General features: G+C 69.9%; 16 protein-coding genes. 4 read left to right on the top strand and 12 right to left on the bottom strand.

Annotation, left to right across the window (positions count from 1 at the left end; all coding sequences use genetic code 11):
* Positions 1 to 70 precede the first annotated feature (70 nt).
* Positions 71 to 448: a DUF3499 domain-containing protein gene (locus CFN78_RS09190; RefSeq protein ID WP_094862200.1), complete on the bottom strand. Its 378-nt coding sequence runs from the start codon at positions 446 to 448 to the stop codon at positions 71 to 73.
* 102 nt (positions 449 to 550) lie between these two features.
* Between CFN78_RS09190 and CFN78_RS09185 the strand changes: the two genes are divergently transcribed.
* On the top strand, positions 551 to 1,009 hold the full coding sequence (locus CFN78_RS09185) for a metallopeptidase family protein (RefSeq protein WP_094862199.1): 459 nt from the start codon (positions 551 to 553) through the stop codon (positions 1,007 to 1,009).
* A 29-nt stretch (positions 1,010 to 1,038) separates the two neighbouring features.
* Here the strand turns inward: CFN78_RS09185 and CFN78_RS09180 are convergent, their stop codons facing one another.
* Entirely contained in the window at positions 1,039 to 4,281 is a 3,243-nt protein-coding gene (locus tag CFN78_RS09180) for a glycosyltransferase family 2 protein (RefSeq protein WP_240519347.1), read from the bottom strand.
* 195 nt (positions 4,282 to 4,476) lie between these two features.
* Positions 4,477 to 4,761, bottom strand: a complete 285-nt coding sequence (locus tag CFN78_RS09175) for a WhiB family transcriptional regulator (protein ID WP_165777498.1) — start codon at positions 4,759 to 4,761, stop codon at positions 4,477 to 4,479.
* Between the two features lie 244 nt (positions 4,762 to 5,005).
* Here CFN78_RS09175 and CFN78_RS09170 point away from each other — a divergent pair, with 244 nt between their 5' ends.
* Entirely contained in the window at positions 5,006 to 5,809 is an 804-nt protein-coding gene (locus tag CFN78_RS09170; protein ID WP_094862197.1) for a site-2 protease family protein, read from the top strand.
* A 27-nt stretch (positions 5,810 to 5,836) separates the two neighbouring features.
* Here CFN78_RS09170 and CFN78_RS09165 read toward each other — a convergent pair whose 3' ends face one another.
* From CFN78_RS09165 to mshB, 3 genes are read right to left on the bottom strand one after another with little or no spacing between them, the layout of a single operon-like run.
* Positions 5,837 to 6,712, bottom strand: coding sequence for a hypothetical protein (locus CFN78_RS09165; RefSeq protein ID WP_094862196.1), 876 nt, complete (start codon positions 6,710 to 6,712; stop codon positions 5,837 to 5,839).
* On the bottom strand, positions 6,705 to 7,127 hold the full coding sequence (locus CFN78_RS09160) for a hypothetical protein (RefSeq protein ID WP_094862195.1): 423 nt from the start codon (positions 7,125 to 7,127) through the stop codon (positions 6,705 to 6,707). The genes CFN78_RS09165 and CFN78_RS09160 overlap by 8 nt, the downstream gene beginning before the upstream one ends.
* Positions 7,124 to 7,936 carry an N-acetyl-1-D-myo-inositol-2-amino-2-deoxy-alpha-D-glucopyranoside deacetylase gene (gene mshB / locus CFN78_RS09155; RefSeq protein ID WP_240519356.1) on the bottom strand — a complete coding sequence of 271 codons (813 nt, stop codon included), beginning with the start codon at positions 7,934 to 7,936 and terminating at the stop codon, positions 7,124 to 7,126. The genes CFN78_RS09160 and mshB overlap by 4 nt, the downstream gene beginning before the upstream one ends.
* 172 nt (positions 7,937 to 8,108) lie before the next feature.
* Between mshB and CFN78_RS09150 the strand changes: the two genes are divergently transcribed.
* On the top strand, positions 8,109 to 9,890 hold the full coding sequence (locus CFN78_RS09150) for an ABC transporter ATP-binding protein (RefSeq protein WP_094862193.1): 1,782 nt from the start codon (positions 8,109 to 8,111) through the stop codon (positions 9,888 to 9,890).
* 215 nt (positions 9,891 to 10,105) lie between these two features.
* Here CFN78_RS09150 and CFN78_RS09145 read toward each other — a convergent pair whose 3' ends face one another.
* The 6 genes from CFN78_RS09145 to typA all read right to left on the bottom strand — a co-directional run bounded on the left by CFN78_RS09145 (position 10,106) and on the right by typA (position 20,313).
* The gene (locus CFN78_RS09145) at positions 10,106 to 11,035 is read right to left on the bottom strand and encodes an ABC transporter permease (RefSeq protein ID WP_165777497.1); all 930 of its coding nucleotides are present in this window, start codon (positions 11,033 to 11,035) and stop codon (positions 10,106 to 10,108) included.
* 1 nt (position 11,036) lies between these two features.
* Positions 11,037 to 12,053: an ABC transporter permease gene (locus CFN78_RS09140; RefSeq protein WP_094862191.1), complete on the bottom strand. Its 1,017-nt coding sequence runs from the start codon at positions 12,051 to 12,053 to the stop codon at positions 11,037 to 11,039.
* Positions 12,054 to 12,229: 176 nt separating this feature from the next.
* Positions 12,230 to 14,014, bottom strand: coding sequence for an ABC transporter family substrate-binding protein (locus CFN78_RS09135; protein ID WP_094862190.1), 1,785 nt, complete (start codon positions 14,012 to 14,014; stop codon positions 12,230 to 12,232).
* Between the two features lie 317 nt (positions 14,015 to 14,331).
* Complete coding sequence (locus CFN78_RS09130) at positions 14,332 to 16,122, bottom strand: ABC transporter family substrate-binding protein (RefSeq protein ID WP_094862189.1); 1,791 nt, start codon at positions 16,120 to 16,122, stop codon at positions 14,332 to 14,334.
* Positions 16,123 to 16,373: 251 nt separating this feature from the next.
* Positions 16,374 to 18,122, bottom strand: coding sequence for an ABC transporter family substrate-binding protein (locus CFN78_RS09125; protein ID WP_094862188.1), 1,749 nt, complete (start codon positions 18,120 to 18,122; stop codon positions 16,374 to 16,376).
* 244 nt (positions 18,123 to 18,366) lie between these two features.
* Complete coding sequence (gene typA / locus CFN78_RS09120) at positions 18,367 to 20,313, bottom strand: translational GTPase TypA (protein WP_420807866.1); 1,947 nt, start codon at positions 20,311 to 20,313, stop codon at positions 18,367 to 18,369.
* A gap of 237 nt (positions 20,314 to 20,550) precedes the next feature.
* Here typA and CFN78_RS09115 point away from each other — a divergent pair, with 237 nt between their 5' ends.
* Complete coding sequence (locus CFN78_RS09115; RefSeq protein ID WP_094862187.1) at positions 20,551 to 20,826, top strand: hypothetical protein; 276 nt, start codon at positions 20,551 to 20,553, stop codon at positions 20,824 to 20,826.
* Positions 20,827 to 20,977: the final 151 nt, after the last annotated feature.

Genomic DNA, 20,977 nt, shown 5'->3' with positions numbered 1-20,977 from the left:
CGGGCGGGGACAGGGCGCGTGGCCGTGCCCGCAACGAGACGGCCCGCGGTGTGCGAGGGGAGGGGCTCGGTCAGGATCGTCCGGGCAGCACGCGCAGGTGGCCACGGCGGCCGCCGGAGGATCCGGCCCCTCCCGCGGCGGCGTCCGGCTCCGGCATCGGCGGCGCCTGCCGGTCGTGCCTGCCCGCCTCACGGACGGCCTCGGCCAGCGCGGTCAGCTCGTCACTGGAGGGTTCCGGGGCGGCGAACTCCCCCTCGTGCCGGACGACCTCCCAGCCCTTCGGGGCGGTGAGGCGCAGCGCGTGCTCCTCGCACAGGTCGTACGAGTGCGGTTCGGACGCGGTCGCCAGCGGTCCGACGACAGCGGTGGAGTCGCTGTAGGCGTAGGTGAGCGTGGCGACGGCGGGCTCGAGGCAGCCCGTCCGTGAACACACCCGCACGCTTCGCACGGAAACGACGATAGCGCCTCACCCGCCCGGGGCACGGGCGACACGCGAGAGGCCGGTGAACGCGCGGCGTGGGGCTCGCCGTCACCGCGTACCCTTTCGTTCGTGGCGACGGCTCGTGGATCCCGGCAACGGCAGCTCAAGCGTAGGGACCGGCACGGCCGTGGCCTGCGTGGACAGCTCTTCCCCGCCACGCTGCCCGCCGCCGCGAGCCGGGCGGAGAAGTTCGACGCGCTGGTACTCGACGCGCTGGAGCCGATCGAGGCCCGCTGGCGGCACGAACTGACCAAGCTGGACGTGGCCGTGGACGACGTCCCGGAGGTCGCCGATCCGGCGGACACCGAGGGCGTACTGCACGACGGCACGGTGCCGCTGTCCCGGCTGGTGCCAGCGGGCGTCGACCGGGCCGGGCTGCCCACCAGAGCGCGGATCGTGCTGTACCGGCGGCCGTTGGAGGCGCGCGCGAAGGACCCGTCCGAGCTGGCGGAACTGGTACACGAGGTGCTGGTGGAGCAGGTCGCCGGCTATCTCGGTCTCGAGCCGGACGTCATCGACGGCGACTGACACCGAAGCGCACCGACCCTGCGGCCCGGCTACGCCCGTTCCGTGCGCCTGCGTCCCGGGATCGCGGTGAGCGCGGTGAACAGCACCGCCGCCACCTGCCCGAGCAGCAGGATGCCGCGGGCGGGCTGGACGTGCTCCACGACGACCGCGGACTGCCGTGGCGGCACGGCCACCGCGACCTGGTGCCCCCAGGAACGCACGATGGGCACCGCTTCGCCGTCGACGCTCGCCCGCCAGCCCGCCTCCTCCTCGGCGGCCAGCACCAGCAGCCTGCCCTCCGGCCCGTCGGAGACGCGGACTCGGACGTCCGGCGGCCGGGCGTCGACCGGGGAGACCGCGGTCGCGTCGACGGGCGGCATCCCGGTGACCGACCGGCGGGCCTGTTCCGGTGACACCAGCGCCACCTGCCCGCCGGTCGGGGTGAGCCGCAGGACCGGCCTGCCGTCCGAGGTCGGCGGCGCGGCCGCGATCAGGTCCCCGGCGAGGCCCCGTACGGCCTCACCGGCGGAACCGCCGGAACCCTCCGGCAGGACCACGAACAACACCCCGCCCGCGGCGGCGTAACCCGCGGCGGCACGCACCTCCTCGGCGGTTCCGGTGAGCAGCGAACGCTGCCAGCCGGCGAGCCTGACGGGGGTGGCCGGAGGCGGCACGAGCGCGGCGTCGCCGTAGTGCGGCGGCCGGGCGCTCGACTGCTCCGGCTGGTCGCCGAGCACCAGCACGGAACGTCCGGTGCCGGCGAGCTCGGCGGTGAGCGAGGACGCCAGCGTCCACGTCCCGTCCCGCAGCGGGCCCTCCCGCCCCTCGACGGCCGCACCGGCGACCAGCGCGAGCAATACCGCGGCGCCACCGGCGACGGCCAGTCGCGGCACGGCGGCACCGGTGCGCCCCCGATCGTCGCGCACGGCCGTCCAGACCCCGGCGAACGCCCACAGCAGTCCGGCGCCGACCAGCAACAGCGGCACCCCCGCGCTCGCCCCCTGCCCAGCCAGGCGCACCAGCCCCAACCCGGCCAGTCCCAGCACGGCCAGCGCCACCCCCGGCAGCACCCGCGCCGTCGGCCGGAACACGAAGGCGACGACGGCAGCGGCGACGAGGGCGATCCCGATCGGCCAGGCACCCGGTCCGCCGGGCGCGAGGCCGAGCAGCTCGGCCGCCGAGGCGGACGGCGCGGCGGGGCCGAAGAACAGCGTCCGGTGGGTCAGCAGGGCGGGCAACCAGGGCAGCAGGAGCAGCAGCGGCAGCAGCGCGACGAGCGCGACGGCGGCGACTCGGCGGGCCTGCCGCCCGGCGGAGGGCAGCACCAGGTAACCCAGCAGCAGCCCGGCGAGCGCGAGAGCGTGCGCGACCGGGGCGAACGCGCCGAGCACGGCGACCGCGAGCGAGGTCAGCACGGCCACGCTCAGCCAGCGACGCTCCGCCCTGGTGAGCACCGCGACGATGCCCGCCACGACGGGCGGCAGCAGGATGTGCGCGACCACGAGGTCGAGCCGGCCCTGGGCCACCCCGGCGGTGGCGGCGGGCAGCAGGGCGTACGCCGCCGCGGCACCCGCCTTCACCCAGCGGCGTACCCGGATCCGGCGGGCCGCGGCGTACGCGGTCAGCGCCGCGATCGGTGCGTTGCCGAGCAGCAGCAGGGCGACCAGCGCGGCGGCCCCGCCGAGCGGGGCGAGCGGCGCGCCCAGCAGCCCGAGTACCGCGAAGGTCACCGGTGCCGCCGTCGCCGTGCCGCCGGAGCCCGGGTGCCAGGTCGACAGGTACGCCGACCACAGCTCGCCGAGCGAGCCCACCGGGCGCAACGCGCCGCCGGAGAGATCGAGGCCCAGCCTGCCCGCGTGCACGATCACCGCGAGCAGCGAGAGCACGACGAACAGCACCACCGGCGGGGCGAACAGCGTCGCCGCGAGCACGCGCCTGCGGTCCACCTCGACGAACACGAACTCCTCGCGCGCCCGCCCCGGCGAGGGCCTGGGCCCCGGGCGACCGGCTGGCCGCTCCGGCAGTTCGACCGCCAGCACGGTCGCCGGCTTGCGCAGGCCCTGCGCCCGGGCGCCGCGCGGACGCAGGGAGCCGGCGGGCAGCGCGGCGGGTCCGATGGGACGTCCGGCCGCGGCATCGGATTCGCCTGCGGGCGGCGGTTTCCAGGCGGTGGCCCCGTCCGTGCTCTCCGGCAGCCTGCCCAGTGCCGCCTCGCTGGCGACCCGGCTGCGCACCAGCCGCAGCACGGTCCCGCCGACGGCCCCGCGCAGGCGGGTCAGCCTGCCGGTGAACAGGCCGCGTACCGATCCGCCCGCGGTGCTCCGCCCGGACCTGGCGGCGCGCAGCCCGCCCCGCCCGCCCAGCAGGTACCCGATCGCGGCGAACTCGGCGTGTGCCCTCGGGCCGTTGCGCACCAGGGCGAACGCGAGCCCGCGCAGCAGGCACAACAGCACCAGCCGGGGAATGCCGAACACGAAGGACAACGGCGCGCAGTTCACCAGGAAGGTACGCAGGCCGTGGGCGCGGTCGGCGGCCTCGACGGAGGTGCTCAGCGCGTCGGCCCGGCGTTTCCCGCCGGACACCGCGCAGGCGTGCCGGATGCGTGCGGCCGGAACGCAGAGCACCAGGCTGTCCGCCGCGTTGGCGCGCCAGCCGAAGTCGGTGTCCTCGCGCAGCATCGGCAGCGCACGGTCGAAGCCGCCGATTTCGGTCCACAGTTCGCTGCTGATCAGTACGCCCGCGCTGGGCACGGCGAGCACCTCGGTGCTCTGCTCGTACCCGCCACCGGCGAGCGCGCCCGGCTGCCGGTGCCCTGAGGCGTCGATGGACAGCCCGGCCTCGACGATGAGGCGTTCGTCGGTCCAGTCGAGGGCCAGCGGGCCGAGCACGCCCGCGGACGGTGCCGCCTCGGCCGCGCGCAGCAGGATGTCGAGGCACTCGGGTTCGGGTGCGCTGTCGTCGTGCAACAGCCAGATCCACGGCCCCGCGTCGCCCCAGCGCTGCCCGGCGTGCTCGACGGCATGGTGCACGGCCGCGGCGAAACCGGTGTCGGCGGCGAGGGTCAGCACGCCGTCGACGATGTCCTCCGCGGCGGCCGCCTCGAGCAGTCCGGCGGTGCCGTCGGTGGATCCGGTGTCCACGGCGAGGATGTGCCGGGGACGGATCGTGCTCGCCTCCACCGCCTCGAGCGCGCGGGGCAGCCAGGTCTCGCCGTTGTGGCAGACCAGGACGGCGAGCAGCGGCGCGGTGCCCGCGGAGCTACCCGAGGACGAGCGCGTGGACGTACGGGGCAACGACCCCTCCAGGAGAAACGGTCCGGCCGGACAGGCCCGGGCACCCGGGCCCCGGGCATGTCACCCTTGGACGACAGTGTGACCTCTCGCCGGGACGACACGGCCGGGGGGACCGGCCACCGCCACCGAACCGTCCACAGTGGACCCCAGTGGCCCGCCGGCCCTTCCGGGCACGGCGCCCGCACGCTCGAGCGCTCAGACCGCGCGCTTCTTCAGCTTCCGGCGCTCCCGCTCCGAAAGTCCGCCCCAGATACCGAAACGCTCATCGTGTGCCAGTGCGTACTCGAGGCAGTCGTCCTTGACCTCACAGCCCTGGCAGATACGTTTCGCTTCCCGGGTCGAACCCCCCTTCTCGGGAAAGAACGCTTCCGGATCCGTCTGGGCGCACAGAGCGCGCTCCTGCCAGTCCGGTTCCTCGGCCATGTCGAAAAGGTCCCCGAAGACACCCGGCTCGTGTGCCGGGCGCTCTCCCCAACCCATGACCTGCCCCCACTCACTACCTTCTGCGCCTAACCGCACGTCCGCCTCCTCGCTTCTCACGCACTCCCCAGGCTGGCGGACGCCACCCCCCGCACCCCTTTGCTGCGGCGAATGACATCAATGTGATTACACCCGTGTAGTGCGGTCAGGTCAAGCCGAGTACCAAGGTTGGGGGATGCCCAACGGGCGACACGCAAGCGGACACGCCGAGCGTGACCCGGCGTCTATACGGAAGACTGGGGTCGTGCAACGTTCAGCCATCCGCCCGAGCCCGCTGTTCTTCGGCATTCTCGCCGTGACGATCGCGGGCGGCGTACTGACAGTCCTGCAAGCCCCCCTGCCCGTCGAGGAGTTCGGCGGCGAGTTCATGGTCACCGCCATCGAACACCAGCCGCTGGGCACCCTCGGCATCGTCCTGCTCGTGATCGGCGGCTGGGCGGCGTCGCTGACCCTGCACGAGTTCGGTCACGCCGTCGTCGCCTACAAGGGCGGAGACCACGAGGTGGCCGCCAAGGGCTACCTGACGATGGACATCCGCCGCTACACCGACCCGGTGCTCTCGCTGGTGCTCCCCCTGCTGCTGCTCGCGTTCGGCGGGATCCCACTGCCCGGTGGCGCGGTCTGGATCAACCGCTGGGCGCTGCGTTCCCGCTCCACCGCGTCCTGGGTCTCGCTGGCCGGCCCGCTGAGCAACCTGGTGCTGGGCGTCGCGCTGACGATGTCGGTGGCGTTCATCCCGATGGCACCCGGGCTGATGGCGGGGCTGTCCTATCTGGCGCTGCTGCAGATCCTGGCGTTCGTGCTGAACATCCTGCCGGTACCTGGTCTGGACGGGTTCGGCGCGATCGAGCCGTACCTCTCGCCGCAGGTGCGCGAGTTCGGCATGAAGGCCCGGCCATGGGCACCGCTGGTGCTCTTCGCCCTGCTGATCGGTGTCCCGTTCGTCGGCGACCTGTTCTTCGGCCTGGCCGACAGCGTCTTCGGGCTGCTCGGCGGTGACGAGTACCAGTCGAGCGTCGGGCAGACGGCGTTCATGTTCTGGCGCTGACCCGCCGCCGGTTCCGGCGACCGGAGCTCAGGCGGGGTGCGCGGCGAGCCACTTGCGGGCCCGCTTCGCCACCCGCTTGAGCCCCGAGCGCTCGCCGAAGTAGTCGCCCACCATGCCGACGACGGGCAGCATGCCGATCGCGTGGTGGTAGAAGCGGCCGCTGGGGCGCTTCTCCAGTTCGTCGGTGATCGACAGCAGGGAACGGCCGAGCCGCCACAGTGTCTTCGCGCAGGCCTTCAGCGTCGCCTTGCCGTGCTTGCGCGAGGATTCGGACAGTTCCTCGGTGAGTTCCTCGGTCTCGGTGTCCTCCGCGGCGGCGTCGTGCTCGGCGTGCCTGCCCGCGGCGATGTCCGGATCGACGTCCCGCTCGAACAGCACCCACGCCACCAGCCGCACCCGCTCGCCCAGGTCGGTGACTCCGTGCTCCCCCGCGATGGCGCACAGCAGCAGGCCCTGCGCGGAAGCACCGAGCGCGTCCTGGACCGGCAGCCGGTCGGCCAGCGCCCCGCCGAGGCCGGGGATCGCGGTGATCAGCGCGGTGAACCTGCCGACCCGGTTGACCCACCAGTCGGTGCGCTGCTCGACGCTCATCGCCGCCCACGCCTCGGTGCCCGGCACCTTGACCGAGGTCAGCCCGTCCAGCAGCTTGTCCCGCAGGCCCGGCTCCACGGCCTCCAGCTCGGCCCGGTCCAGCGCGTCGGCGCTCTCGCCCCCCGCCGCGGTGCCGGAACTCGCCTCGGCCGTGGTCCCGGTCGTGGCCCCGCCCGCACGGTCCCGCCGCTCGGCCCTGGCGAGCAGGCCCACCGGATCGGAATCGCGCAGCGCGTCGAGCATCGGCCCGGTCGCGCGCACGAACGGCCGCAGTACGTTCACCACGGCCTTGTCGGAGATCGCCTCAGCCACGACTTCCCGCCTTCCGTTCCGCGTCCGCCGCGCGTGCCGCCCGGCCGAGCGCCCCGCCGAGCACGAGCGCGGCGGGCAGCACACCGGCAGCCAGCAGCACGAGTGTGCGCCAGTCCTCCAGCAGGACCACGTCACGCCCCGGCCCGAACAGTCCCAGTATCAACAGTGTCAGCACCCACGCCACCAGTGGCAGCGCCGCGTACCTCGGCGGGGCGAACCGGGCCGCCACCCGAACCAGCAGCGGAGTGGTCAGCGCGGCCACCAGCACGGTCACCGGCGCGGGCACGTCACCCAGCTTCGGCAGCACCAGACCGTCCAGCCGCAACGGCAGGAAGAACAGTTCCAGCGCGGCCAGCAGCACCGCGTCGAGGACGAGCAGCGCCAGCAGGCCACCCTGGCGAGCGGGCGCCGTCACGGGGTCAGACCACCGAACAGCTCGGCCGCGCAGCCCTCGGCAGAACCACGGGCGAGCACGTAGTGCTCGGCGTCGCCGAGTGGCTGGGCGATGCCGTTGGACAGTGCGAAGTGGTGCTCACCGACGCTCACCTGGGTGGCGTGCGCGGTCAGCGCGGCGATCTTCGCCCGCCGGTACGGCTCGACGTCGACGACCGTGCTGATCCCGGCGTCGGCAACGGTGGGCAGCTCACCGTCGGCGGCCACCCGCGCGCCAAGATCGCCCATCCCGCGCAGGCCGGCCAGCCCTCGTCGCGTCTGCTCCTCGGAGGCGACGGTGTGGAACACGCGCGCCACGTCCGCGCGGCCCTCGGTGGCGGCCGTCGTCACCTGGTGCGCCCGGATGTGGTCGGGGTGGCCGTAACCGCCGAAGGCGTCGTAGGAGACGACGACCTGCGGGCGGAACTCGTCGAGCAGCGCGGCGAGCTGTGCGGCCTGCTCGTCCAGGGTGCCCCGGGTGAACGCGCGCGGATGCTCGGCGGACGGCGTCCCGGCCATGCCGGAGTCGCGCCAGCGGCCGATCCCGCCGAGGTAACGGTGCCGGACCTGGCCCAGTGCCGCGCAGGCGGCGGCCAGCTCGCCGGAACGGTAACCGCCGAGCTGGTCGGCGGCCCAGGCCCCGAGGCCGGCCAGCGCGGGCGGGATGATCTCGCCCTCCTCGCCGAGCGTGCACGTCACCACGGTCACCTCGGCCCCCTCGGCGGCGTAGCGTGCGATGGTCCCGCCGGTCGTCAGCGTCTCGTCGTCGGGATGGGCGTGCACGAGAAGCAGCCGTTTCGACTCGGGCGAGATCGCTGAGGCCGAAGAGGTCGACGAGATCGGCGAGGTCACAGCCCAAAGACTAATTGCCATGGTCTTCCCACCTTCGGCCCTACCTCCGTTATTCTCGCCGGGTTACGACTACAGGACGTAATACCCGTACCCCCATGAAGGGCACCTCCTGGTGAGCACTGAAGCCACTACGGCGATTCCCGCCGGCACTTCGAGTTCCGTCCTCTCCATCGAGGACCTGCACATCTCGTTCCAGACGGACGACGGCGTCGTCGACGCGGTCAAGGGCATCGGTTTCGATGTGGCCCCCGGTGAGATCGTCGCGGTCGTCGGCGAGTCCGGCTCGGGCAAGTCCGTCACCTCGATGTCGGTGCTCGGCCTGCTGCCCAAGACCAGCCGGATCAAGGGCGGCCTTCGCCTGGAGGACACCAACCTCGCGGGGATGAAGGACAAGGAACTCCGCAGGATTCGCGGCAACGAGATCGCGATGATCTTCCAGGAGCCGATGACGGCGTTGAACCCCGTCTACACGATCGGCTGGCAGATCCGCGAGTCGCTGCGCACGCACCAGGATCTCTCGAAGGCCGCCGCCGACGAGCGCGCCATCGAACTGCTGGACATGGTGGGCATCCCCAACCCGGCCGAGCGGTTCAAGCAGTACCCGCACCAGCTCTCCGGCGGTCTGCGCCAGCGCGTCGTCATCGCCATGGCGATCTCCTGCGACCCGAAGGTGATCATCGCCGACGAGCCCACCACCGCTCTCGACGTCACCGTGCAGGCGGAGATCCTCGGTCTGCTGCGCAAGCTGCGCGACACGCTGAACACGGCGATCGTGCTGATCACCCACGACATGGGCGTCGTCGCCGACCTGGCCGACCGCGTCGTGGTGATGTACCAGGGCAACATCGTGGAGACCGCGCCGGTCCAGGAGCTGTTCGCGAACCCGCGCGAGGAGTACACCCGCAATCTGCTCGCCGCGGTCCCGGTGCTGGGTCAGCGGCCCGAGGGGCACCGCCTGCTCGAGGACGCCGCCGTGGTCACGGACTCGACGGCGGCCGCGAAGATCGCCGACGACGTGCGTCTCGACGACGCCGAACTCGCCGCGAAGATCAAGGCCGACGCACCCGCCCTGGAGATCAAGAACCTGGTGCTGGAGTACCCGGGGCGTCGCGGCCAGGCCAAGAACCGCGCGGTGGACGACGTCTCGCTGACCATCCAGCGCGGCGAGATCGTCGGCCTGGTGGGCGAGTCCGGTTCCGGTAAGTCGACGGTGGGCCGCTGCGCGATCCGCCTGCTCGACCCCACCGAGGGCACCGTGCACATCGCCGGGCAGGACATCACCACGCTCTCGGCCAAGGAACTGCGGCCGCTGCGCCGGTACTTCTCCATCGTCTTCCAGGACCCGGCGTCCACTCTGGACCCGAAGATGACGATCGGCGAGTCGGTGGCGGAACCCCTTGTGCTGCACAAGGTTCTGCAGGGCCAGGAGTTGACCGACCGGGTCAGCTCGCTGCTGGACAAGGTCGAGCTGTCCGGTCACTACCGCAACCGCTACCCGCACGAGCTCTCCGGCGGTCAGCGTCAGCGCGTGTCGATCGCCAGGGCGCTCGCGCTGGACCCGCAGTTGCTGATCGCCGACGAGCCGACCTCGGCACTGGACGTCTCGGTGCAGGCCAGGGTGCTCGACCTGTTCCTGGACCTGCAGCAGTCGCTCAAGTTCGCCTGTCTGTTCATCAGCCACGACCTCGCGGTCGTCGACCTGCTCGCCGACCGCGTCGCGGTGATGCAGCACGGCAAGCTGGTCGAGGTCGGCGAGCGCGACCAGGTGCTGCACACCCCGCAGCAGGACTACACGCGCAGGCTGCTCTCGGCCGCCCCGGTCGCCGACCCGGTCATGCAGGCCGAGCGCCGCAAGGCGTGGCTGGCAGGCAAGATCGCGCCCGTCGCGGACTAGCACACCTGGGCCCTGCGGCCCCCGCACACCACGAAGCCCCGGTGGGAGCCCCTGGTTCCCACCGGGGCTTCGTCGTACGTCTGGCACCCCGCCAGACACCCGCACGCCCCTGCCGGACCGGTACGGCACAGTACGGCGACGGGACTTCCCTTCGCACGCACGAACGCCCTCCACCCTGGGCGGGTGGAGGGCGTTCGGTGGTACCGAAGGGCGGGTTACGCCTTGACGCGCTTCTGCCTCGGGTCGAACGCGTCCCGCAGGCCGTCACCGATGAAGTTGATCGTCAGCGAGATCAGGACGAGCACGATGAACGGGCCGAAGAACAGCGCCGGACGCCCCTGCAGTTCCGCGTAGTTCTCCGAGATGACGCGCCCGAGCGAGGTGTCAGGGAGCGCCACACCGAGACCGATGAACGACAGCGCCGCCTCGGCGAGCACGGCCTGCGCCACGGTGAGCGTGGCGTTGACCGTGATGCTGCCGACCATGTTCGGCACCAGGTGCTTGAAGATGATCCGCCCGGTGCCGGCGCCGGATGCCCGGGCCGACTCCACGAACTCCCGCTGGGAGAGGGACATCGACTCGGCCCGGGTGACCCGGGCGATGGACATCCAGCCGAACGCGGAGAGCACCAGTGCCACCACGTACCAGGTACCGCCACCGAGGACCTGCGCCAGGATGGCCGCGGCGGCGATCTGCGGGATGATCAGGAACAGGTCGGTCAGCCGGGAGATCGCCGAGTCGGAGAAGCCCCGCAGGTAACCGGCCAGTGCACCGAAGATGACGCCGATCAGCGTGGACAGGATCGTCACGGTGAACGCGATCAGCAGTGAGTACTGCGTACCGCGCAGAACCTGGGCGAGCATGTCCTTGCCGACCTGGGTGGTGCCCAGCGGGTATTCGGCGGACGGCGCGGCGAAGCCTTCGAAGGTCTCCTCGTAACCGTGTGAGTAGAACAGCGGCCCGATGAAGGTCAGCAGCACGATCAGCAGCAACAGGGCGGTACTGGTCATCGCCAGCTTGTGCCGCAGGAACTTCCGCAGGACCAGCTTGCCCTGACTGCGCGGTTCCGGAAGCTGCTTGTCCGGATCGGCGGGGGCGCTTTCGCCAGCGGACTTGGCAGTCTCGCTCGCTAGCACGGAGTTCATGTCAGCCAACGCGAATCCTCGGGTCCAGAATGCCGTACATCAGGTCAGCGATGAGGTTGAAGACGATCACCGTCGCCGCGATGATCACCAGCCAGCCCATCATCACGTTCGGGTCGTTCTTGTTGACGGCCTCTACGAGCACCGAGCCCATTCCGTTCCAGTTGAACACCTGCTCGGTGATGATCGCGCCGGTGAGCACCGCTGCGAAGTTCACCGAGAACAGGGTGGTGACCGGGATGAGCGCGTTGCGGAAGGCGTGCCGGAACATCACCCGGCCACCGGAGAGGCCCTTGGCCCGCGCGGTGCGCACGTAGTCGGAGTTCATCGTCTCGAGCATCGAGGCCCGCTGGAACCGGCTGTACGCGGCGAAGCTGATCGCCATGATGGCCAGTGTCGGCAGCAGGTAGGCACCGACGTACGAGATGATGAAGTCACCGAACCCGTCGGCGCTCAGATTCTCCGGACTCGTCGTTCTCAGCCACGGATTGCCGAGCAGATCGGTCAGCCCGAGATCCTTGACGACCACGTTCAGTTCGATCGCGTACTGCTTCAGCACGATGGCGACACAGAAGATCGGCAGCGAGAACATGAAGAACGCGATCGTGGTGGCCAGGTAGTCGATCACCGAGTACTGCTTGACCGCGGCCAGGACGCCGACGGCGACACCGATGACGATCGCCAGGATCTCGGCACCCAGCACCAGCTTGAAGGTGACGCCGAAGGCGGTCGTGACCTTCGGATAGACCTCTTGCAGTGCCTGTCCCTGCGCGATCGAGACACCCCAGTCGCCCTGCAGGAAACTGCCCAGCCATTCGAAGTAGCGCGGGATCAGCGGCTTGTCGAGGCCGAGCTGCGCCGCGGTGGCGTTGATGGCCTCTTGGCTGATGTTGGGCTGGCTGCGCAGTTCGCCGAGCGGGTCACCGGCACCGGCGACCATCAGGAAGCACAGGAACGTGGCGATCAACAGAATCGGTATGGAGATCGCCACGCGGCGTAGTACGTACAAAACCAGGTTCACAACGACTTGCTCCTCGTCCGGGACTGGCTCGCCAAGATTAAGCCATCGCCCGGGGGTCACCGTAATGCCGGTCGGGCAGGGGTCAACAGCTACTTCCGGAGGGGATCGGGGCCGGGCTTGTGGCCCGGCCCCGACTCCACCAGATCAATCAGTGCCGCGGCACGTCAGCGGTGGAACTACTCGGTCTTCTTCCACTCGCCGGCGTTCCACAGCGCACCGTTGTACGACTGCATGTACACCCGGTCGATACCGCGGAAGCCCCACATGGACGGGGTCTGGAACAGCGGCAGCGTCGCGTAGTTCTCCGCGATCGCCTTGTCCGCCTCGGCGTAGGACTTCGTCGCGGCGGCCTCGTCCGTGGCGGACGTGGCTGCCTTGAAGGCCTGGTCGATCCTCGGGTCGGTGAGGCCCTGGTAGTTCTGGCCACCGCCGGTGATGTAGATCGACGGCTGCTCGGCCTTGAACGGAGCCGCGGACCAGCCGAAGAGGGCGATGTCGTAGTCACCCTTGTCGAGACGGCCCTTCAGGAAGTTGGCGTCCGTCTCGTCCTTGATCTCGATGCCGGCCTTCGCCGCCTGGGCGATGATGATCTCGACGGTCTGGCTGCGACGCGCGTTCTCGTTGTGCGTGATCGTCGCCGAGGCGCGCTTGCCGTCCTTGGCGAAGATGCCGTCGCCACCCTTGACCCAGCCCGCGGCCTCGAGGGTCTTGGCCGCGGCCTCCGGGCCGAGGCCCGCCTTCTGGCTGTACTGGTCCTCGAAGCCTTCCTCACCCGGGAAGAAGACGATGCTGTTCAGCGGCTGAGCGTCGGCCTGGACCTCCTTCAGCAGCTTGTCCACGACCTCCTGCCGGTCGACCGTCTCGAAGAACGCCTTGCGCAGGTCCTTGTCGGCGAACATGCGGTTGAAGTTCAGGTCGAGGTGCTCGAAGGTGAGCTGCGAGGCGGAACCGTAGGTCACGCCCTGCGAGGACAGGCCCTTGATGGTGTTGGCCGCGGTGGCGTCCGGCTGGGTCGACGCCGCGACGTCGATCTCACCGTTCTGCAGCGCGGTGGCCATGGCCTTGGTGTCCGGGATCGGCCGGACGATGATCTTGTTCGGACCACCCTTGGCGCCGACCCAGTTCGGGTTCTTCTCCAGCGTCACCGTCTGCGAGTTCTCGTCGAAGGCGGTGATCTTGTACGGGCCGGAGGACGGCATCAACTCGGCGTTGAAGCCCTTCCACTTGTTGTTCCAGAACTCCGAGATCTGGGCGACCTCGGGGCTGGTCGGCGTCACCTTGGTGATGTCGGCGACGCCGGTGTTCTTCTCCAGGACGTGGGCGGGCAGCATCGCGGTGGAGGAGAACATGCCCTTGTAGTCGAGGTACGGCTCGGAGAACTTCGCCTCGAAGGTCAGATCGTCCTTGCAGGTGGGTGCGTCGACGAGCTGGTAACCGGCCGGGGAGGCGTTCTTGAAGACCGCTTCACCGTCGGGACCCTTGGCCTTCTCGCTGTGCGAGAGCCAGGCGAGGTAGAAGTCGTCGCAGTCCCAGGCCTCGCCGTCGGACCACTTGACGTTCGGCTTGATCTTCCACTCGACCACCTGCGGGTCGCTGGACGTGACCGTCCAGGACTCCAGCACGTCGTTGTTCAGCAGCACCTTGTTGTTGCCGTTGAGCACGTCCGCGCCGGACAGCACCGAAGTCAGCACGTAGGTGTTGTACGAGCTGTTCGCGGACACCTCGTCGTTGTTGTACGACGAGAAACCCTCATCGATGCCGACGATGACCTGGTCGCTGGCTTCGGCCTCGGCGAGCTTGTAGTTGTCGCCGCTCTCGGCCTTGCCCGTCGCCATGCTTTTGACATCGGCGCTCGAGCCCGTGTTGGGGTCCTCGCTCGAGTCACCACCGCCGCACGCGCTCACCAGCAGCGCGGTCCCGGCGACCAATGCCCAAGCAGAGACAGCCTTGGATCTCCTCATTAAGTGTGCCCTCCTAGCACTGGGCCGTGCGTCTGAACCACGGACCCACCCACTCCGGTTAGATGTGCCGGAGCCTATGACACGCCAAGCGACACTCAATTGGCGCACTGCCGGTGCACGCTAGGAACTTCAGGCACACCCGGTCACCTGTTCCCGCATGATCGTGACCAAAGGGTGACTTCCGCTCCTCCGGCAGAAATACGACGGTTACCTGCCGGAACTACCAGCGCACGGGCGAATGCGAACAGGTACCGCATACGAATCGGGGCCGAACCGCGCGGCCCGACCCCGATTCGTTGCAACATCAGTTTTTTCGGCTACTTGGTGCTGGCCCACTCGCCGACATTCCAGAGCGGCCCGTTGTACGACTGGTTGTACACCCGATCGATACCTCGGAAGCCCCACATGCCGGGCGTCTGGAACAGCGGGAGCGACGCGTAGTTGTCCGCGATCGCCTTGTCCGCGTCCTGGTAGGCCTTCAGGGCCACGGCCTCGTCGGTGGCCGAGACGGCCGTGGTGAAGGCCTGATCGATCGCCGGGTCGGCGAGAGCCTGGTAGTTCTGGCCGCCGCCGGTGATGTAGATGTCCGGCTTCTCGGCCTTGAACGGAGCCGCGGACCAGCCGAAGAGGGCGATGTCGAAGTCACCCTTGTCGACGCGGCCCTTCAGGAAGTTGGCGTCGGTCTCGTCGAAGACCTCGATGCCCGCCTTCGCCGCCTGGGCGATGATGATCTCCACGGTCTGGCTGCGACGCGCGTTCTCGTTGTGGCTGATCTTGATGGAGAAGCGCTTGCCGTCCTTGGCGTAGATGCCGTCGCCACCCTTGGCCCAGCCCGCGGCCTCCAGGGTCTTCATCGCCGTCTCGGCGCCCTTGTTGGTCTTGTCGCTGTAGTTGTCCTGGAAGCCGTCCTCGCCCGGCATGAACACGATGCTGTTCAGCGGCTGAGCGTCCGCCTGGACCTCCTTGATCAGCTTGTCGGTGATCTCCTGACGGTCGACGACCTCGAAGAACGCCTTGCGGGCCGACTCGTCGGCGAAGATCCGGCTGAAGTTCAGGTCGAGGTGCTCGAAGGACAGCCGCGGCGCGGAGCCGTAGACCACGCCCTGCGAGGTGAGGCCCTTCAGCGTGTTGGCGGCGGTGGCGTCCGGCTGCACCGAGGAGGCGACGTCGATCTCGCCGTTCTGCAGCGCGGTGGCCATGGCCTTGGTGTCCGGGATGGCGCGGACGATCACCTTCGCCGGGCCGCCCTTGGCGCCGAGCCAGTTCGGGTTCTTCTCCAGGGTGACGGTCTCCGCGTTCTCGTCGAACGCGGTGATCATGTACGGGCCGGAGGCGGGCATGATGCCGGCGGTGAAGCCCTTCCAGCCGTCGCTCCAGAAGTCGCCCGCCTTCTTCAGGTCGGCAGGGGCGCTGGCCGGCGTCAGGGTCATGACGTCGGCGATGCCGGTCTCCCGCTCCAGCACGTGCGCGGGCAGCAGCGCGGTCGAGTTGAACATGCCCTTGTAGTCGAGGTAGGGCTCGGAGAACGCGGCCTCGAAGGTCAGGTCGTCCTTGCAGGTGGCGCGGTCGACGAGCTCGTAGCCCGCGGTCGAGGCGGACCGGAACAGCGGGTTCTCGCCCTCCTTGGCCTTGCCGCTGTGCGAGAGCCAGGCGAGGTAGAAGTCGTCGCAGTCCCAGGCCTCACCATCGGACCACTTGACGTTCGGCTTGATCTTCCACTCGACCACCTGCGGCGAGCTGGTGGTGACCGTCCATGACTCCAGCACGTCGTTGTTGAGCAGCACCTTGTTGTTGCCGTTGAGCACGTTGCTGCCGGAGAGCACCGAGGTCAGCACGAAGGTGTTGTACGAGGTGTTCGTGTCCGGGCTGTCGTTGTTGTAGCCCGAGTAGCCCTCGTCGATGGCCACGATCACCTGGTCGCTCGGGGCGGCGTCGGCGAGCTTGAAGTTGTCGCCGTTCTCCGCCTTGCCCGTCGCCATGCTCTTGATGTCGCTGCTCGACCCGGTGTTGGGGTCGCTCCCGGTGTCCGCCCCGCCACCGCATGCGGTCAGCAGCAGCGCGGAACCGGCCACCAGCGACCAGACAGAGACCGCTCTGGTTCTCCTCATTACGTGTGCCCTCCTAGGACCCGACCCTCGAACGCGCCATGCGATCCGCATGTCGTCGTTGCCGCGAGACGCTAGAAAGCCGGAACACCACTGGTCACCTGTTCGGCGGCGATTGTGACCAAAGGGTGACGAGCTGGGCAAAACGCCGATTCAATCCGTTACCGAACGGGGAATTGACACGTTATTCAACGCGGACGGTGTTTTCCGGAATACCCCGGAATGGTCCGGCCGGCACCACGGAATGGCCGGAATTACTTACTGCCGCGAGTCCAATTGACCGCTGATCCGAACGGTCCGGCCAATGCCGGTCCCGGCGAGACCCCGGAAACGCCGGGACCGATCACCATCGTGTCGGCGAGCTGGAACAGCGGGATGACGACGTTGCGTTCCCACAGCGCCGGTTCCAGCTCCGCGAGCGCCTCCGGCATCGGGGTACGGCCGGTGAGCGCCTCGTCGACGAGCGGCTGGAGCTCCTCGTCGCAGAACGCCGCCGGGTTCGCCGGCACCTCGGCGGGCGGCTGGGCGACGGAGTCGCCGCGCTGCGGGCGGCAACCGAAGGTGGACGCGAGCATGGACGCCGCGTCGGTGCCCACCGGACGCGGCACCACGGCGATGTCGACGCCCACGGCGCCGGCGTTGTCCTCCTCCGGCGGCGCGGGCATACCGCCGTCCTGCACCGGGACGGCGAGCTGCTCGCTGTAGAGCTCGCGCGGCGGCGGATTCACCGCGCGGGCGTCCACCCCGGCGGCGACGAGCTGGCTGACCAGCTCCTCCGCCACGCTCACGTACGGTTCCTGTTCCGCGGGGGCGGCGATGACGAGGGCGAGCGGCCTACCCTCCTTGCGCCAGGTACCCGACTCCTTGGTGTATCCGGCGGAGGTCAGCAGCTCGCCCGCCCGGCCGGCGTCGGCCGCGGAGGGCGGGCCCGGCTGCGGGATCGTCGAGGCGTAGTCAGGCGACGAGGGCGCCAGTACCTGCGCGTCGGCACGCAGCCCGGCCGAGGGCCCGCCGCCCGTGCCCTCGTCGATCAGCTTGTTCCGGTCCAGCAGGGCGGCGATCCCGGCACGCACCCGGTCGTCGGACAGCGCCTCGCCGGTGGGGCGCAGCAGCACCGAGGCGACCTCGGGGCGGGCCAGCGTGTGCAGATCGAACCCTTCGCCCAGCTCGTCGAAGAGCTGCACGCCGGTGGCATCGGTCCTGGCGAGCGCGAACTGGTCGTTGCCACTGCGCATGGCCGCGGCGAGCCCCTGCTGGTCGGCCCTGCGGAAGACGAGCTGGTCGACCGCGGCGGGCTTGTCCCAGTACCGCTCGTTGCGTTCGAGGATGATCTCGCCGCGGTCGCGGTCCAGCGTCTTGATGGAGAACGGGCCACCGTACGCGGGGAAACTGGTCTCCAGCGCGCCTTCCCAGCCACCGGGGGCGTCCTTGAACAGATGCGCGGGAAGCAGTCCGGAGAACAGGGTCTGCCAGCCCGGGTACGGCTCGCTGAAGCTGACCTCGACCCGCTTGCCGCCCTCGCCCGGCTGGATCCCGGAGATGAGCCGGTACCCGGCGGGCTCGACGGCGCCGGTCTCGTCACGCATCGCGTCGGCCAGGTAGATGAAGTCCTCGACCGCGATCGGCGCCCCGTCGGACCAGGACGCGTCCGGCCGGATCTCGTAGGCGACCGTGAACGGCTCCTGCGAGACGACCTCGGCGGAGGTCATCAGGGTCTTGTCGAGCTGCCTCGCGCCGTCCGAGGCCTGCCGGAACACCGAGGGCAGCAGGAGCTGGGAGAGCGCGGAGGTGACCGTGGAGGAGTCGGCCAGGTTGTGCGGGTTGTAGCCACCGGTGATGGCGTCGATGCCGATGACGACCTGCGAGGGCGTCTCCTCCGGCGGGGCGGAGGTCTCCACCACCGGCGAGGTGACGACCGGTGGTGGCGGCGTGTTCGTGCAGGCGACGAGCACGGCGGCGCACAGCGTCGACAGCAGCAGTGCCGCTCTCCGATTCGCCCCCACAGCGAAACCTCCGTGCCACTCGCCCCGACGCCGAACCGGTCATGATGCCACGCGATGCTCCCACGTGGCCGTCGAGGGCCTGCACGCGGACATCCACCGGACGGGCGATGAAGTACCGCTGTACGGGTGACGCACGACAGACCCCCGGGGTTCCCTCGGCAGCGCTTTCCCGAGAGGCCAGGACACGCGGACGGGCCCGCCCCTTGAGTGGGGACGGGCCCGTCTCGGCTGCGCTGTGCGCGGGTCAGCCCGCGGCGTTGTCCCGCGACTTCATCTTGGACCGCTCCTTGCCACGAGCGTTGGCGTCCAGGATGGTCTTGCGGACACGGACGGCGTTCGGGGCGACCTCGACGCACTCGTCGACGGAGCAGAACTCCAGCGCCTCCTCCAGGTCCATCTTGCGCGGCCGGGCCAGCGTCTCCATCACGTCGGCGGAGGACTGCCGCATGTTGGTGAGCTTCTTCTCCTTGGTGATGTTGATGTCGAGGTCCTCGGCGCGCGGGTTCTCCCCCACGACCATGCCCTCGTACACCTCGGCACCCGGCTCGACGAAGAACGTGCCGCGGTCGGCGAGCTGGATCATCGCGTACGCGGTGATCGGGCCGGACCGGTCGGCGACCAGCGAGCCGCTGTGCCGGGTGCGGATCTCGCCCGCCCACGGGAAGTAGCCCTCGAACACGTGGTTCGCGATGCCGGTGCCGCGCGTCTCGGTGAGGAAGTCGGTGCGGAAACCGATCAGGCCACGCGCGGGCAGCACGTAGTCCAGCTTGATCCGGCCGGTGCCGTGCCCGCCCATGTGCTCCATCCGGCCCTTGCGGGAGGCGAGAAGCTGGGTGATCGCACCGAGGTGCTCCTCCGGCGAGTCGATCGACAGCCGCTCGAACGGCTCGTGCAGCTTGCCGTCGATGGTGCGGGTGACCACCTGCGGCTTGCCGACCGTCAGCTCGAAGCCCTCGCGGCGCATCTGCTCGACGAGGATCGCCAGCGCCAGCTCACCACGGCCCTGCACCTCCCAGGTGTCCGGGCGCTCGGTCGGCAGCACCTTGATGCTGACGTTACCGATGAGCTCCTGGTCGAGGCGGGCCTTGACCAGCCGGGCGGTGACCTTGTCGCCGCCGCCGCGACCCGCCATCGGCGAGGTGTTCACGCCGATGGTCATCGAGATCGCGGGCTGGTCGACGGTGATCCGCGGCAGCGCCTCGGGGTTCTCCAGGTCGGCCAGCGTGTCGCCGATGGTGATGTCCGGGATGCCCGCGATCGCCACCAGCTCGCCCGCCCCGGCCTCCTGGGCGGGCACGCGGGTGAGCGCCTCGGTGACCAGCAGCTCGGAGATGCGGACGGACTGCGTCGTGCCGTCCTCGCGCATCCAGGCGACCGTCTGGCCCTTGCGCAGCTTGCCCGCGTGGATGCGGATCAGCGCGATACGGCCGAGGAAGTTGGAGGCGTCCAGGTTGGTGACCAGTGCGCGCAGCGGACCGGTCGAGTCGACGTGCGGCGCGGGCACGTGCGTCAGCAGCGTCTCGAACAGCGGGTCCAGGTTCTCGCTGTCCGGCACGCCACCGTCGGCGGGCTGGGTCAGGCTGGCCTTGCCCGCGCGGGCGGAGGCGTAGACGACCGGCAGCGACAGCATCGTGTCGAGCGCGGCGTCGTCCATGTCCTCGATGTCGCCCGCCAGGTCGAGCAGCAGGTCGTGGGTCTCCTCGACGACCTCGGCGATCCGTGCGTCCGGCCGGTCGACCTTGTTGACGACGAGCACGACGGGCAGGCCTGCCTGCAGGGTCTTGCGGAGCACGAAGCGGGTCTGCGGGAGCGGGCCCTCGCTGGCGTCCACCAGCAGCACCACGCCGTCGACCATGGCCAGTCCGCGCTCGACCTCGCCGCCGAAGTCCGCGTGGCCGGGGGTGTCGATCACGTTGATGGTGACCGGGCCGTCCTCGGTCTGCCTGCGAATGGCCGTGTTCTTGGCCAGGATCGTGATGCCCTTCTCACGTTCCAGCTCGCCGGAGTCCATCACGCGGTCGACGAGCTCCGCGCGCTCGGCGAAGGCACCGGACTGCCGGAGCATGGCGTCGACCAGGGTGGTCTTACCGTGGTCGACGTGCGCGACAATGGCCACGTTGCGCAGGTCGGGCCGGGTCTCCCCGGTGATGGGCCGGTCGGCTCGCGAGGCGATGACGCTGGCTGCGGGCACGGATGAACTCCTGAAACCTCGAGTGTGAGTAGGTGATCGCGCCCGCCGTGTACATCGGCCAGTCCGCCGTCGTTGGCGCGCTGCGGCCTCAGGTGCGTTCTCGAAATCTCACGATGGCCACACGCGATCTCAGGCCAGGATACCTGGCCACCCGGTGTGACTAGGCGCACGCCCGGGGAACGGTTAGCCTCGGCTGACGCAGGGCCGTCGCCAGGACCGTCGACGCTGGAGCGTGGAGTGGGCAAGAAGGACCGGGACAAGAAGGCCCCGGACAGCAAGGGCAAGAAGGGCGCCGGCAAGAAGAAGGGCGCTGAGAAGGGCCTCGGCAAGCGCAAGGACACTGTCAAGCGCAAGGACGCCGGCAAGGACGATCCCCGGACCGTCGTCCGCAAGCTGATGAAGGCCGGCAAGGTCAAGAAGAAGTGCTGCCGGTCGAAGCCACGCTGCAAGAAGTGTCCCGTCCTCGCGCTGAAGAAGGCCAGGGCGAAGGCCGAGACGGGCAAGGCCGCCTGAGGCCCCTTCCCGCTACCGGCGCGAACCCGCTCGCCAGTACGATCGGCCCGTGCGCACGCGTTCCGGTAGCTGGCAGCCGCCCCTCGGCGGCTCCGTACCCGTGCGCTGAACCCGTTCAGCAGCCAGGCCGCCCGAGTGGGCGGCCTTCGTT

The sequence above is a fragment of the Amycolatopsis antarctica genome, from assembly GCF_002262875.1.
GTDB lineage: Bacteria > Actinomycetota > Actinomycetes > Mycobacteriales > Pseudonocardiaceae > Amycolatopsis > Amycolatopsis antarctica.
Note: the sequence above shows the minus strand (reverse complement) of the source record. Positions and strands in the feature narration are given on the sequence as shown.

What these genes read in the sequence shown, in the direction of transcription:
- CFN78_RS09135 (WP_094862190.1), bottom strand. Translation starts at nt 14,014, where the DNA reads ATGAGGAGATCCAAGGCTGTCTCTGCTTGGGCATTGGTCGCCGGGACC.
- CFN78_RS09145 (WP_165777497.1), bottom strand. Translation starts at nt 11,035, where the DNA reads ATGAACTCCGTGCTAGCGAGCGAGACTGCCAAGTCCGCTGGCGAAAGC.
- CFN78_RS09175 (WP_165777498.1), bottom strand. Translation starts at nt 4,761, where the DNA reads ATGGGTTGGGGAGAGCGCCCGGCACACGAGCCGGGTGTCTTCGGGGAC.
- CFN78_RS09130 (WP_094862189.1), bottom strand. Translation starts at nt 16,122, where the DNA reads ATGAGGAGAACCAGAGCGGTCTCTGTCTGGTCGCTGGTGGCCGGTTCC.